Genomic DNA, 13305 nt, shown 5'->3' with positions numbered 1-13305 from the left:
GCGCCTGTGGCGAGGGGGCTTGCCCCCGTTTGAGTGCGTAGCACTCACATGATCTTGTGAACATCAGAGATTTTGGGGCTTCTTCGCAGCCCAACGGGGGCAAGCCCCCTCGCCACAGGCCCGCTCACACAGGGATTGTGGCGATCCAAAACCAGGCGAAAACGCCAGTTTCAACTTCACCCTTGTAGACCGTCTTGCCCACCCCCATATTGGGGCGACTGACGCGTGAAGGAATCCAACTTGAGCGAACTTCTCAACCGCCGCCTGGCTCTGCTCGGCGAGCGCGCTAACCTCTCTCTGCTCGAACAGTGCCTTCACGGCATCGAACGTGAATGCCTGCGCGTGACCGGCGAAGGTCGCCTGGCGCAAACGCCGCACCCGGAAGAATTGGGTTCCGCGCTGACCAACGAACAAATCACCACCGACTATTCCGAGTCGCTGTTGGAGTTCATCACGCCCGCCCTGCCCGACCCGGCGGATACGCTGGCGAGCCTGGACAAGATTCACCGTTTTGCCTACAGCAAGCTCGGCAACGAGTACCTGTGGAGTCCATCGATGCCGTGCCCGTTGCCGGCCGAGGAAGATATCCCGATTGCCTATTACGGCACCTCCAACATCGGTCAGCTCAAGTACGTCTACCGCAAGGGCCTGGCCCTGCGCTACGGCAAGACCATGCAGTGCATCGCCGGGATTCACTACAACTTTTCCCTGCCGGAAAAGCTCTGGCCGCTGCTTAAGGAGGCTGAAGGTTTTGTCGGCACCGACCGCGACTACCAGTCGTCGGCCTACATCGCCCTGATTCGTAACTTCCGTCGCTACAGCTGGCTGCTGATGTACCTGTTCGGTGCTTCGCCTGCGCTGGACGCCGGTTTCCTGCGTGGCCGCTCGCATCAGTTGGAACAACTGGACCCGGACACCTTGTACCTGCCGTACGCCACCAGCCTGCGCATGAGCGATCTGGGTTACCAGAGCAACGCCCAGGCCGGTCTGACGCCGTGCTACAACGACTTGGCGAGTTATACCGATAGCCTGCGCAAAGCGGTCGCCACACCGTATGCGCCGTACGTCGAAATCGGTACGCATCAGGACGGTGAGTGGGTTCAGCTCAACACCAACATCCTGCAGATCGAAAACGAGTACTACTCCAACATCCGCCCGAAACGCGTGACCTACACCGGTGAACGGCCGATTCAGGCGCTGGTGGCCCGTGGCATTCAGTACGTTGAAGTGCGTTGCCTGGACATCAATCCGTTCCTGCCAATGGGCATCGACCTGCCGGAGTCGCGGTTCCTCGACGCATTCCTGTTGTACTGCGCGCTGAACGACAGCCCGCTGCTGACCAATACCTCGTGCGGCAACGCGACCTCGAACTTCCTCAGCGTGGTCAAGGAAGGTCGCCGTCCGGGCCTGCAACTGCAACGCGACGCACATCCGGTGGACCTGAAAGAGTGGGCCAGCGAGTTGCTGGAGAAGATTGCACCACTGGCGGCGATGCTGGATCAGAGTCATGGCGGCGATGCGCATAGCAAGGCTCTGGATGCGCAGCTGGCCAAGGTCAAGGATCCTTCCCTGACACCATCGGCCCAGGTGTTGGCGGCAATGGCTGAGCACAAGGAGAGCTTTGCTCAGTTCTCCCTGCGTCAGAGCCAGGCACATGCGGAGTTTTTCCGTAGCGAACCGCTTTCCAGCGAAGACCAGGCGAAATTTGAAGAGCGGGCGCGCACCTCGCTGGCCGAGCAGATTGAGCTGGAGCATAACGAAGTCGGCGATTTCGATGTGTTTGTCGGGTCGTATCAGGCGAGTATTTTGGCAATCAGCAACTAAGCGGCGCTTGTCAAAAGATCGCAGCCTTCGGCAGCTCCTACAGGGATGGTGTCGCAGGCTGCGATTTTTTTTGCCCGCACCACGCAATTTCGGATCCACAGGCTACCTTTGTAGGAGCTGCCGAAGGCTGCGATCTTTTGATCCTTTAGAATTTTCCGCTCATAAGCTCATTCGAAAAAGTTATTTATTTTCGGATTCTTAGATCATTTAGTCTCCTTTTCACGCCGACTCTCGGTCGCCTGACAAGGAGCTTCTCAATGAAACTGACTTTCCCCCTTCGCCTGCTGGCGGCCGCGTCTCTGGCTGCGGTGAGTTTCTTTGCCCAGGCGGCTGACGTCACCGTCGCCTACCAGACCACCGTAGACCCGGCGAAAGTCGCCCAGGCCGACGGCGCGTACGAAAAAGCCACCAACGCCAAGATCGACTGGCGCAAATTCGACAACGGCGCAGATATCATTGCCGCCATCGCTTCCGGCGACGTGCAGATCGGTTACCTCGGTTCCAGCCCCCTGACGGCGGCAATCACCCGCAAAGTCCCGGTAGAAACGTTCCTCATCGCCACGCAGATCGGCGCCGCTGAAGCCCTGGTCGCTCGCGACGGTTCTGGGATCAAAACCCCGCAGGACCTGATCGGCAAGAAAATCGCCGTGCCGTTCGTGTCCACCGGTCACTACAGCCTGTTGGCCGCGCTGAAGCACTGGAACATCGATCCATCGAAAGTCACCGTCCTCAACCTTGCCCCGCCAGCCATCATTGCTGCGTGGAAACGCGGTGACATCGACGCCACTTACGTGTGGGACCCAGCCCTCGGTGTCGCCAAGGAAAACGGCAAAGTACTGATCACCTCCGGCGAACTGGCCAAGTTCGGTGCGCCGACCTTCGATGCGTGGATCGTGCGTAAAGACTTCGCCGAGAAGCATCCGGAAATCGTCACCGCGTTCGCCAAAGTGACCCTCGATGCCTACGCCGACTACCGCAAAGACCCGAAAGCCTGGCTCGCCAACCAAAGCAACGTCGACAAACTGGTGAAACTCTCCGGCGCCAAGGCCAGCGACATTCCATTGCTGCTGCAAGGCAACGTCTTCCCGCTGGCGGCTGATCAGGTGATCACCCTCGGCGCGCCGACCACCAAGGCCATCACCGACACCGCCGCGTTCCTGAAAGAACAAGGCAAGGTTGAAGCCGTGCTGCCGGACTACGCCCCCTACGTCAGCGCCAAATACATCACCAACTGATCGGAGTTAACCGCGATGGCTTTGCTTCAGCTGGAGCGCATCAGCGCACAGTACCCCGGCGCCGCCGAACCGGTACTGGCGGATATTTCCCTGAGCCTTGGGCCCCAGCAATTGCTGGTCGCCCTCGGCCCGTCCGGCAGTGGCAAGACCTCGCTGTTGAACCTGATTGCCGGTTTCGTCGAGCCCAGCGCCGGGCGCATCACCCTCGATGGCGTGCCGGTCAAAGGCCCGAGCGCCGAACGCGGCGTAGTGTTCCAGGACGATGCCCTGCTTCCCTGGCAGGACGTACTGGCCAACGTCGGTTTCGGTCTGGAACTGGCCGGCGTTTCCCGAGACAAGCGTGAAATCCGCGCTCGGGAAATGCTCGCTTTGGTGGATCTTTCCGGCTTCGAAAACCGTCGGATCTGGCAACTTTCGGGCGGCCAGAAACAGCGTGTCGGCCTGGCCCGCGCCTTGGCTGCCGACCCTCGCGTATTGCTGATGGACGAACCCTTCGGCGCCCTCGATGCCTTCACCCGCGAACAGATGCAGGAGTTGCTGCTGCAAGTCTGGCAGCGCACCGCAAAACCGGTCTTTCTGATTACTCACGACATCGAAGAAGCGGTGTTTCTCGCCACGGATCTGATTCTGCTGGCGCCGAATCCTGGGCAAATCGTCGAACGCCTGAGCCTGGATTTCGGTCAGCGTTACGCCGCCGGTGAGTCCGCTCGATCAATCAAATCTGACCCACGCTTTATCGAAACCCGCGAACACGTGCTCGCCAAAGTGTTCTCCCAACGCAGCGCCGCCCAGCGGCAGGAGACCGTATGAGCAGCTATGAGATTCCGGCCGTCACGGTCAAACCGCACTCGACGGTGATTCCTGTTCGTCGCAGCCTTAACACTCGCTGGATCAGTCTGCTGACGCTCGTCGCACTCGTGGTTATCTGGTGGGCTGTCACCGCCACTGCAATGATCGAACCGCTGTTCCTGCCGCCACCCTCCGCCGTACTGCAAAAAGGCTGGCTGCTGGTGACCACCGGCTACATGGATTCAACGTTGTGGCAGCACCTTGGCGCGAGCCTCAGCCGAATCGGTCTGGGCCTGGGCTTCGCGGTGCTGACCGCCGTGCCTGTCGGCATTGCCATCGGCCACAACCGCATTGCCCGCGGCATTCTCGATCCGCTGATCGAGTTCTACCGCCCTATTCCACCGTTGGCTTATCTGCCGCTGATCGTGATCTGGTGCGGCATCGGTGAGCTGTCGAAAGTCTTGCTGATCTACCTGGCGATCTTCGCCCCGATCGCCATTGCTACCGCGACCGGCGTGCGTACCGTCGACCCGGCCAAATTGCGCGCGGCGCAGTCGTTGGGCGCGACCCGGGCGCAGTTGATTCGCCATGTGATTCTGCCGAGCGCGTTGCCGGACATTTTGACCGGTGTGCGCATTGGCCTGGGTGTGGGTTGGTCGACGCTGGTTGCCGCCGAATTGATCGCCGCCACCAGTGGTTTGGGCTTCATGGTGCAGTCGGCCGCGCAGTTCCTGGTCACCGATGTGGTGGTGCTGGGGATTCTGGTGATCGCTCTGATCGCCTTTGCCATGGAAATGGGCTTGCGCGCCCTGCAACGCAAACTGGTGCCGTGGCATGGCCAGGCTCACTGAAGCATTTGAATGTGGGAGCAACTGCCTTGATACCCCCCTTTTTTTGGATCAACCCTGTAGGAGCTGTCGAGTGAAACGAGGCTGCGATCTTTTGATCTTGCTCTCTAAAAACAACATCAAAAGATCGCAGCCTTCGGCAGCTCCTACGGGTGCGGTGTCGTTCACAAAATTCATGTACGGCCCCCAGAATTGAAGAGAACACCATGAGCAACCTGACCATCGTTCCCTTAAGCTACGCCCTCGGCGCACATATCAGCGGCGTCGACATCAGCCAACCGCTGAATCTGGAACAGCGCAACGCCATCGAGCAGGCGTTGCTCAAACATCAAGTGTTGTTCTTCCGCGATCAGCCGATCACACCCCAGCAGCAGGCACGTTTCGCCGCCAATTTCGGCGACCTGCACATTCACCCGATTTACCCCAATGTGCCGGAACAGCCGGAAGTGCTGATCCTCGATACAGCCGTCACCGACGTGCGCGACAACGCGATTTGGCACACCGACGTGACCTTCCTGCCGACCCCGGCCCTGGGCGCGGTGCTCAGCGCCAAGTTGTTGCCGGAGTTTGGTGGCGACACACTATGGGCCAGCGGTATTGCGGCGTATGAAGCGCTTTCGGCGCCGATGAAAGGCTTGCTCGAAGGGCTGACGGCGACTCACGATTTCACCCGTTCGTTTCCGCTTGAGCGTTATGGCAACACGCCTGAAGCGTTGGCCCAGTGGGAAGAAGCGCGCCGGAAGAATCCACCGCTGTCGCACCCGGTGATCCGCACACACCCGGTGAGCGGACGCCGGTCGTTGTTCGTCAATGAAGGCTTCACGTCGAAGATCAATGAGCTGTCGGAGACCGAAAGCGAGGTGATTCTGAAGTTTCTGTTTGCCCACGCGACACGGCCGGAATTTACGATTCGTTGGCGCTGGCAGAAGGACGACGTGGCGTTTTGGGATAACCGCGTGACACAGCATTACGCCGTGGATGATTACCGGCCGGCTCGGCGGGTGATGCAGCGGGCGACGGTGTTGGGGGATGTACCGTTTTTCCGATAAGACCCTGAACCACCCCTCACCCTAACCCTCTCCCCAAGGGGTAGAGGGGACTGACCGAGGTGTTCTTTCGAGCTACATCGACCTGAATGATCGAGTCGAACTCAGGCCTTGAAACCACTAAAGATCTGCTCCCTTCCCCCCTCTCCCCCGTGGGGAGAGGGCTGGGGTGAGGGGTGGATCTAACTGACCCACCCCACTTCAAATCACTCCGCCGTCGAAGGCTTCTCCCAAAGATTGACCCCGCCCTCCTGGGCAAACCGATCAATCTCCGCCAGCTCTTCGGCACTAAAGCTCAAATTCTTCAACGCCCCGACGTTCTCGATAATCTGCTCCGGCCGGCTCGCACCGATCAATGCCGAGGTCACGCGCGGATCGCGCAACGTCCACGCCAACGCCAGTTGCGCGAGGCTCTGACCACGACGCTTGGCGATTTCGTTGAGCCCACGCACGTGGGCGATGTTGGCTTCGGACAGATGAGATTCCTGCAAAGAGCCACCGCCAGGGCGATTGACCCGCGCATCCTTCGGAATGCCATTGAGGTATTTGTCGGTCAACAAACCCTGCGCCAGCGGCGTGAAAGCAATCACGCCGGTGCCGAGTTCGTCGGTGACATCCAGCAGGTCTTTTTCTACCCAACGATTGAGCAGGTTGTAAGCCGGCTGATGAATCAGCAACGGGACTTTCCACTCTTTCAGCAGCGCGGCCATTTCACGGGTTTTAACGCCCGAGTACGAGGAGATACCGATGTACAACGCCTTGCCCTGTTGTACCGCGGTGGCCAGTGCGCTGGCGGTTTCTTCCAGCGGCGTGTCCGGGTCGAAGCGGTGGGAATAGAAGATGTCCACGTAGTCCAGGCCCAGGCGCTGCAGGCTCTGATCGAGGCTGGCCAGCACGTATTTGCGCGAACCGCCGCCCTGACCATAAGGGCCGGCCCACATGTCCCAACCGGCCTTGCTGGAGATAATCAGCTCGTCGCGATACTGCTTGAAGTCTTCACGCAGCAAACGACCGAAATTGATCTCGGCGCTGCCATACGGCGGGCCGTAGTTGTTGGCCAGGTCGAAATGGTTGATGCCAAGATCAAACGCAGTACGCAGCAACGAACGTTGAGTGTCGATCGGCGTGCTGTCGCCGAAGTTGTGCCACAGGCCCAGAGACAGTGCCGGCAGCACCAACCCGCTGCGGCCCACGCGGCGGTAAGGGATGGAGTCGTAGCGGTTTTCGGCAGCGGTGTAGGTCATCGAATCCTCTCTTGTCTGTCTTGAAGTTGGTATCGACTGCTTCGCAAGTTGCCCAGCATACGCCCAGACAAACGCCGATAAACCTCGGACTCGAGAAAATGCTGAAACGTTTCACAAATTTCATCTTTGCCGCCAGTTGATCGTTCCCACTCGTGGGAACGATCAACATTTACGCCGACAATTCACGCAGGGCAGCGGCAGCCAAAAAGCCAGACCTTGAGCTGTACCGCTGATCCCGCCTGACTGTTTGATCGATACGCTCAAGCAACTGCTCAGGCAGCGTGGCATTGAAGCGCACCGACTTGCCGAAGTAAGGCGTGATATCGAATTCGACCACACCCCACACGCCGCCTGCGTAATCAGGGTTATCAAGATGAGCGTCAATCTCACGCACCTGCGGCAGTGGATCGCCATCTGCCACCAAGCCTTCATAGTGCAACGACAACGCTTCTTTCACGTTTTCAAATGCCTGCGCCACAGTACCGCCTGCGGAGAAGCAACCCGGCACGTCCGGGATAATTACTCCGTATTCTGAGTCGGCATCCTTGTGCAGAACGACCGGGAATTTCATTTCAGTGAGTCCTTCCTGTGATGTGGCCCCCTCGGGGCTTTCATATCCGGTGTCGGGCCTCATTTCAGACCCGCCTGTTTCAATATGCTGTTGATCGTTCCTTTTGGAAGATCTGAATCCGGGTGCTTTATCGTCACCCTCCCTGGCTTGCTCGGATGCTTGTACTGATGATGGCTGCCTTTCACGGCCATCAGATACCAACCATCCTCCTCGATCATCCTGATCATTTCCCGACTTCGCTTCACCTTCGTCCTTGTGGGCAGCATCTGCTGGGCACATTACGCGACGAACAAGCTTTTAATACACACCATACACACTATGATAAATATTAGCCGAAGGTGAGAAGATCCAACTTGCCCGTGGACCAGCGGCTACCGAGCCTCCGCGAACATCACCGTCAATGCCGTCGAGCCGGGTCCGGTTGCCACCGACCTGTTCCTGCACGGTAAGAGTGAAGAGCAGATCCAGGCCTTCGCCAAGATGCCTCCGCTGGAGCGGTTGGCTCAGCCAGAAAACATCTCCCGCGTCGTGTCCTTTCTGGTTGGCCCGGATTCGGCCTGGGTCAACGGGCAAATCCTGCGGGTCAACGGCGGGCTGGTTTAAGCACAGGGCGCGCACCGACGCCTATGCTCAATAGCAAGCAGGGACACCGAGGCGACCCCTTCGCGAGCAAGCCCGCTCCCACATTCGATCTCGATTGAACACAAAATTTGTGTACGACAGAGCACTAATGTGGGAGCGGGCTTGCTCGCGAAAGCAGCCTGACAGTCGCCGGATATTTCAGATCAGGAGCAAACTTTATGCACACCACCATCATCATCACCTTCGGCCTGATCCTCCTGGCGCTGATGCTGTTCATCGGCGAGAAAATCGGCTTCAGTCGTCAGATCCTGGCCTTCAGCTTTGTCGTGCTGTGGCTGGCGCTGACGTTGATCAACGGCGCGGTCGGCATGGTCAATGCCGGCCAGCCGTTCAGCACGGAACTGGTGGTCGGCAGCGCCGTGTTCGGTGTACCGGTGGCGGCGCTGGTGTTGTTCATGGTGTTGACCACCGAGACGTGAGTGTTCGATCAACGCACCAAATGCAAAAACTGCATGTGCCGTTCGTACTGATCGAGGATGTCGTTGATGATCTGCTCCTTGGTGTAACCCACCAGATCGTAGTCCTGACTGCCCTCTGCAAGATGCACTTCAGCCCGGTAATAACGACGGTTGTTGAGTTCCTTGGAACCCATGCCGCCACGGGCAAACGACGGCGTGAAATAGCCACGCATCTGCGCTTGATAGATAAACGGATGCTCCTCGCCATGACCGATTTCCAGGCTGACGTTGTCGTTGGCCGGGTCCGGCTGAGTGACCACGTTCAAGCCCTTCTCGACGAACACCGCCGAGACTTCTTCAATCGCCGGGCGTACCGTCGTATCGAGGAAGCGATAGACCTCATCCCGCGACGGGAAATGCACCGCCTGACTCAAGCGCTGACGCCAGCCACCACGGCGTGAACCGGAGACCGGTGCCAGCGAATGCAGTTGCGCGATCTGCTTCTGCGACTCCAGGTAGAACGCCTTGTGCAGCCCCCACATCATCAACAGCAAGATCATCGAGAACGGCAACGAGGTCAGCACCACCGCTGACTTCAGCGCATCGATACTGCCGGAGAACAGCAGCGCACTGGTCACCAGCGCCGTCATTGCGCCCCAGAACACCCGCAGCCATTTCGGCCCGTCCTCGTCGGGATTGCCGCCCTTGGCGGACAGTGTCGACAGCACCACGGTGCCGGAATCGGCAGACGTCACGAAGAACACGAAGCTGATGAACACCGTGACCGCGATGACGGTTTTGCTCCACGGATAGGTTTCCAGCAGCAGGTAAAGGGTCATCGACGGGTTATCGATGGCCGACATGCCGAGGGCGCTCATGCCGTGATTGAGGACTTGATCGATGGCGCTGTTGCCAAAGATCGACATCCACGCCAGGGTGAAGCCGAGTGGAATCAACAGCACGCCGAAAACGAATTCGCGGATGGTCCGGCCACGGGAAATCCGTGCGATGAACAGGCCCACAAACGGCGACCATGCAATCCACCAGGCCCAATAGAACACCGTCCAACCGCCCAGCCAATCGCTGGGTTTGTCGTAGGCGTACAGGTCGAAACTCTTCATCGGCAACGCGCCGAGGTAGTCGCCGATGTTCTGGATCAAGGTGTTGAGCAAATGCTGAGTCGGGCCGGCGAACAACACAAACAGCAGCAGCGCGCAGGCCAGCAGCATGTTGATGTCGGACATCACGCGCACGCCTTTATCGACGCCGGACACCGCGACGATGATCGCCGCGCCCATCATCAGCGTGATCAAGCCGACCTGAATCCACTGGGTGTGAGCGATGCCGAACAGATAGTCCAGACCCGAGTTGAGGTGCAACACGCCAAAGCCCATGTCGGCACCGAGACCGAACACCGTGGCGATGATGCCGAAGCCGTCCACCGCGTAACCGATCGGGCCGTTGATGCGCTTGCCGATCAGCGGATAGAGCGCCGAACGCAGGGCCAGCGGCAGGTTATGGCGATAAGCGAAGTAGGCCAGCGCCATGCCGACAAAGGCGAACACGCCCCAGCCGTGCAGGCCCCAGTGCAGAAACAGAATCTGCATCGCCTGCCGCGCTGCATCCGCCGTGCCGGCCTCGCCTTGCGGCGGTTGTGCCAAATGGGTCAGAGGTTCGGACACGCAAAAGAAGAACAGCGTGATGCTGATCCCGGCGGCGAACAGCATGCCGGCCCAGGACAGATAGCTGAATTCGGGTTCGTCGTGGTCGGCACCGAGCTTGATCTTGCCGTAGCCTGACAAGGCGGTGACCACCACGAAGACCAGATACAGCGTCATCGCGAGCATGTAGTACCAGCCGACCGTGTTGGCCGCCCAGTTTTGCGCTTCCAGAAGCCAGGCGCCGGCCTGTTCAGGCATGGCGATGACGATGATGCCGAACAGCAAAATGAACGTCGCCGAGAAGTAAAACACCGGCGGATTCATGCGGACCTGACCGCTGGCGGGGGTGGGCGATGCACTCATGAAAGGTGCACCTCGAGGGGGTGAAACAGGGCAATCAATAACGGACTCGGCAAAGGCAAGCCTCCTGTTGTGAGCGGGCAGCAAACCGGCGGTTTAACTTGAATGAGCGTTCAAGTTAAACATGAATAGGGTGCTTAGGACTAATCGCAAGGCTCGGAGGTCCTTGCCTTACGCTAGCTCAAGGAAGGGTATGACGTGGGGTTTGGGGGATTTTGTAGGAGCTGTCGAGTGAAACGAGGCTGCGATCTTTTGATTTTGTTTTTTAAATGCAAAGTCAAAAGATCGCAGCCTCGTTTCACTCGACAGCTCCTACACAGTTCCTACAGCCTGCGAAGTCAGTTTATCTGTCACCAAAAAGCCGGCGGCTTACTTCTGCGTCCCGTCATCATGCTGCAGATTCGCCTGAGTCAGGTTGCTCCCCGCCGGCACGCTGCGGGTCAGCCAGACATTGCCGCCAATGGTCGAGCCCTTGCCGATGGTGATCCGCCCCAGAATCGTCGCACCGGCATAGATCACCACGTCATCCTCGACAATCGGATGTCGCGGTTGCCCCTTCTGCAACTGACCGTCTTCATCCGCCGGGAAGCGCTTGGCGCCCAACGTCACGGCTTGATAAATCCGCACACGCTCGCCGATGATGGCGGTCTCGCCGATCACCACACCCGTCCCGTGATCGATGAAGAAGCTGCGACCAATCTGCGCGCCAGGGTGAATGTCGATACCGGTCGCCGAGTGTGCGATTTCCGCGCTGATCCGTGCCAGCAGCGGCAATCCGGCGCGGTACAAATGATGGGCCAGGCGATGGTGAATCACCGCCAGAATCCCCGGATAGCACAACAACACTTCATCGACACTGCGAGCCGCCGGATCGCCGTGATAGGCCGCCAGCACGTCGGTGTCGAGCAGACTGCGCAGCCCCGGCAATGCGAGGGCGAAGTCCTGAATGATCTGAATGGTCTTGGCCTCGACTTCAGTGTCGGCCTGGGCACTGTGGCGAGCGGCGTAGCGCAATTCGAGTCGCGCCTGAGCCAGTAACGCATTCAACGCAACGTCCAGCGTGTGGCCGACGTAGAAGTCTTCACTCTCCTCGCGCAAATCCACCGGTCCCAGGCGCATCGGGAACAACGCGCCGCAGAGGGCTTCGAGAATCTCTGCCATGGCCGCTCGGGAAGGCAACTCGCGACCGCCCTGTTCGGTGCTGGCGCGGCCATTTTGTACGCGCCACTGGTCACGCGCCGTGCGCAGTTGGCTGACGATGGTCTGCAGTTGCCAATGACTGGAACGCTCGCTCACGGTAAAAACTCCTCACGGGCGGCCGGACTGTCTGGCCGCGTTAACCGCGATCACTTTACGGCATGGCCTGGAAGCCGAATTAAGAACCGATTGTGCTGTGCTCAGCACTTTTTGGCATAAGGCGATTGGCAGTTGCCCCGCTAAATAGGCGTGCCTATAGTCCTGTCATCTCCCTCCGCCAGTACGGACCCCATGATCAAACAACAGCTTGCCCGCTTTAATCGCCTCGACCTGCTCGGTCATCCTACCGCCCTGGAAAAACTCGAACGTCTGTCGACCTGGCTGGGCCGTGATGTGTACGTCAAGCGTGATGACCTGACGCCGCTGGCCATGGGCGGCAACAAGCTGCGCAAGCTCGAATACCTGGCCGCCGATGCACTGGCACAAGGCGCCGACACCTTGATCACCGCTGGCGCGCTTCAGTCCAACCACGTGCGCCAGACTGCCGCCATTGCGGCCAAGCTTGGCTTGGGCTGCGTTGCGTTGCTGGAAAACCCTCTCGGCACCGACGACGCTAACTATGTCGGCAACGGCAATCGACTGTTGCTGGACCTGTTCGATGCCAAGGTCGAGCTGGTGGAAAACCTCGACAACGCCGACGAACAACTGCAAGCCTTGTCCGATCGCCTACGCAACAACGGCAAGAAGCCGTATGTGGTGCCGATTGGTGGCTCCAACGCATTGGGCGCTTTGGGTTATGTGCGTGCCGGACTGGAATTGGCCGAACAGATCAAGGACACCGGGCTGACATTCGCGGCCGTGGTTCTGGCTTCGGGCAGCGCCGGGACCCATAGCGGTCTGGCGTTGGCGTTGAGTGAAGCACTGCCGGATTTGCCAGTGATTGGTGTCACGGTTTCTCGCAGCGACGAAGACCAGCGCCCGAAAGTCCAGGGCCTCGCCGAACGCACGGCAGAGCTGCTGGGCGTGAGCCTGCCAGCGAGTTTCAAGGTCGAGTTATGGGACGAATATTTCGGCCCGCGTTACGGCGAGCCGAATGCCGGGACGTTGGCCGCCGTGAAGCTGGTGGCGAGTCAGGAAGGTTTACTGCTGGACCCGGTTTACACCGGCAAGGCCATGGCGGGCTTGCTCGATGGCATCGGCCGCCAGCGCTTCAATGACGGCCCGATCATGTTCCTGCACACAGGCGGGGCGCCGGCGTTGTTTGCCTATACCAGCTTTTTGTAAGAATCGAAGATCAAAAGATCGCAGCCTTCGGCAGCTCCTACAGGGAGTACACCGATCTATGTAGGAGCTGCCGAAGGCTGCGATCTTTTCAAAGACGCCTGATATCTCAAAAAGGAATAAGAAAGTTTATATTTATTATTTTCCTATCTAAAAGCGCCATCATATAGTCACGCCGCAGGCGAATTTGCAGCGAGACGCATACGATG

12 protein-coding genes and 1 pseudogene are annotated in these 13305 nt (G+C 59.0%); 8 read left to right on the top strand and 5 right to left on the bottom strand.

The genetic code is table 11. From position 1 onward, the window contains the following. The first annotated feature begins 240 nt into the window (after positions 1–240). The 5 genes from gshA to tauD all read left to right on the top strand — a co-directional run bounded on the left by gshA (position 241) and on the right by tauD (position 5745). Complete coding sequence (gene gshA, locus ACA059_RS01120; protein ID WP_497632382.1) at positions 241–1824, top strand: glutamate--cysteine ligase; 1584 nt, start codon at positions 241–243, stop codon at positions 1822–1824. A gap of 257 nt (positions 1825–2081) precedes the next feature. Then, on the top strand, positions 2082–3059 hold the full coding sequence (gene tauA, locus ACA059_RS01115) for a taurine ABC transporter substrate-binding protein (RefSeq protein WP_008149275.1): 978 nt from the start codon (positions 2082–2084) through the stop codon (positions 3057–3059). A gap of 15 nt (positions 3060–3074) precedes the next feature. Beyond that, a complete protein-coding gene (gene tauB, locus ACA059_RS01110; RefSeq protein WP_497632381.1) occupies positions 3075–3869 on the top strand; it encodes a taurine ABC transporter ATP-binding subunit in 795 nt (264 codons plus the stop codon). Further along, entirely contained in the window at positions 3866–4699 is an 834-nt protein-coding gene (gene tauC, locus ACA059_RS01105; RefSeq protein WP_497632380.1) for a taurine ABC transporter permease TauC, read from the top strand. Before tauB ends, tauC begins: the two co-directional genes overlap by 4 nt. A 203-nt stretch (positions 4700–4902) precedes the next feature. Next, positions 4903–5745 (top strand): taurine dioxygenase, encoded by an 843-nt coding sequence (gene tauD, locus ACA059_RS01100; RefSeq protein WP_497632379.1) that lies wholly within the window; start codon positions 4903–4905, stop codon positions 5743–5745. A gap of 203 nt (positions 5746–5948) precedes the next feature. Here the strand turns inward: tauD and mgrA are convergent, their stop codons facing one another. The 3 genes from mgrA to ACA059_RS01085 form a co-directional block, all read right to left on the bottom strand. Then, a complete protein-coding gene (mgrA, locus tag ACA059_RS01095; protein ID WP_497632377.1) occupies positions 5949–6986 on the bottom strand; it encodes an L-glyceraldehyde 3-phosphate reductase in 1038 nt (345 codons plus the stop codon). A 169-nt stretch (positions 6987–7155) separates the two neighbouring features. Beyond that, positions 7156–7620, bottom strand: coding sequence for a type II toxin-antitoxin system HicB family antitoxin (locus ACA059_RS01090; RefSeq protein WP_497632376.1), 465 nt, complete (start codon positions 7618–7620; stop codon positions 7156–7158). Next, complete coding sequence (locus ACA059_RS01085) at positions 7617–7784, bottom strand: type II toxin-antitoxin system HicA family toxin (RefSeq protein WP_497632375.1); 168 nt, start codon at positions 7782–7784, stop codon at positions 7617–7619. The genes ACA059_RS01090 and ACA059_RS01085 overlap by 4 nt, the downstream gene beginning before the upstream one ends. A 160-nt stretch (positions 7785–7944) precedes the next feature. On the opposite strand from ACA059_RS01085, the pseudogene ACA059_RS01080 reads away from it, so the two are divergent. Together ACA059_RS01080 and ACA059_RS01075 are read left to right on the top strand one after the other, a co-directional pair. Beyond that, positions 7945–8160, top strand: a pseudogene (locus tag ACA059_RS01080) (SDR family oxidoreductase); the annotation flags it as partial. Positions 8161–8357: 197 nt separating this feature from the next. Next, positions 8358–8618, top strand: a complete 261-nt coding sequence (locus ACA059_RS01075) for a hypothetical protein (protein WP_497632374.1) — start codon at positions 8358–8360, stop codon at positions 8616–8618. An 8-nt stretch (positions 8619–8626) separates the two neighbouring features. Here the strand turns inward: ACA059_RS01075 and betT are convergent, their stop codons facing one another. Beyond that, entirely contained in the window at positions 8627–10582 is a 1956-nt protein-coding gene (betT, locus tag ACA059_RS01070) for a choline transporter BetT (RefSeq protein ID WP_497634614.1), read from the bottom strand. 405 nt (positions 10583–10987) lie between these two features. Then, a complete protein-coding gene (gene epsC, locus ACA059_RS01065) occupies positions 10988–11914 on the bottom strand; it encodes a serine O-acetyltransferase EpsC (RefSeq protein WP_046045486.1) in 927 nt (308 codons plus the stop codon). 192 nt (positions 11915–12106) lie between these two features. Between epsC and ACA059_RS01060 the strand changes: the two genes are divergently transcribed. Continuing rightward, a complete protein-coding gene (locus tag ACA059_RS01060) occupies positions 12107–13099 on the top strand; it encodes a D-cysteine desulfhydrase (RefSeq protein ID WP_497632372.1) in 993 nt (330 codons plus the stop codon). The last annotated feature ends 206 nt before the right edge of the window (positions 13100–13305 follow it).

The organism is Pseudomonas sp. LBUM1647 (genome assembly GCF_059716175.1).
Note: the sequence above shows the minus strand (reverse complement) of the source record. Positions and strands in the feature narration are given on the sequence as shown.

Coding starts and splice junctions, on each gene's coding strand:
- tauA (WP_008149275.1), top strand. CDS start 2,082: ATGAAACTGACTTTCCCCCTTCGCCTGCTGGCGGCCGCGTCTCTGGCT.
- tauB (WP_497632381.1), top strand. CDS start 3,075: ATGGCTTTGCTTCAGCTGGAGCGCATCAGCGCACAGTACCCCGGCGCC.
- tauC (WP_497632380.1), top strand. CDS start 3,866: ATGAGCAGCTATGAGATTCCGGCCGTCACGGTCAAACCGCACTCGACG.
- tauD (WP_497632379.1), top strand. CDS start 4,903: ATGAGCAACCTGACCATCGTTCCCTTAAGCTACGCCCTCGGCGCACAT.
- mgrA (WP_497632377.1), bottom strand. CDS start 6,986: ATGACCTACACCGCTGCCGAAAACCGCTACGACTCCATCCCTTACCGC.
- ACA059_RS01090 (WP_497632376.1), bottom strand. CDS start 7,620: ATGAGGCCCGACACCGGATATGAAAGCCCCGAGGGGGCCACATCACAG.
- ACA059_RS01085 (WP_497632375.1), bottom strand. CDS start 7,784: ATGATCAGGATGATCGAGGAGGATGGTTGGTATCTGATGGCCGTGAAA.
- ACA059_RS01075 (WP_497632374.1), top strand. CDS start 8,358: ATGCACACCACCATCATCATCACCTTCGGCCTGATCCTCCTGGCGCTG.
- betT (WP_497634614.1), bottom strand. CDS start 10,582: ATGAATCCGCCGGTGTTTTACTTCTCGGCGACGTTCATTTTGCTGTTC.
- ACA059_RS01060 (WP_497632372.1), top strand. CDS start 12,107: ATGATCAAACAACAGCTTGCCCGCTTTAATCGCCTCGACCTGCTCGGT.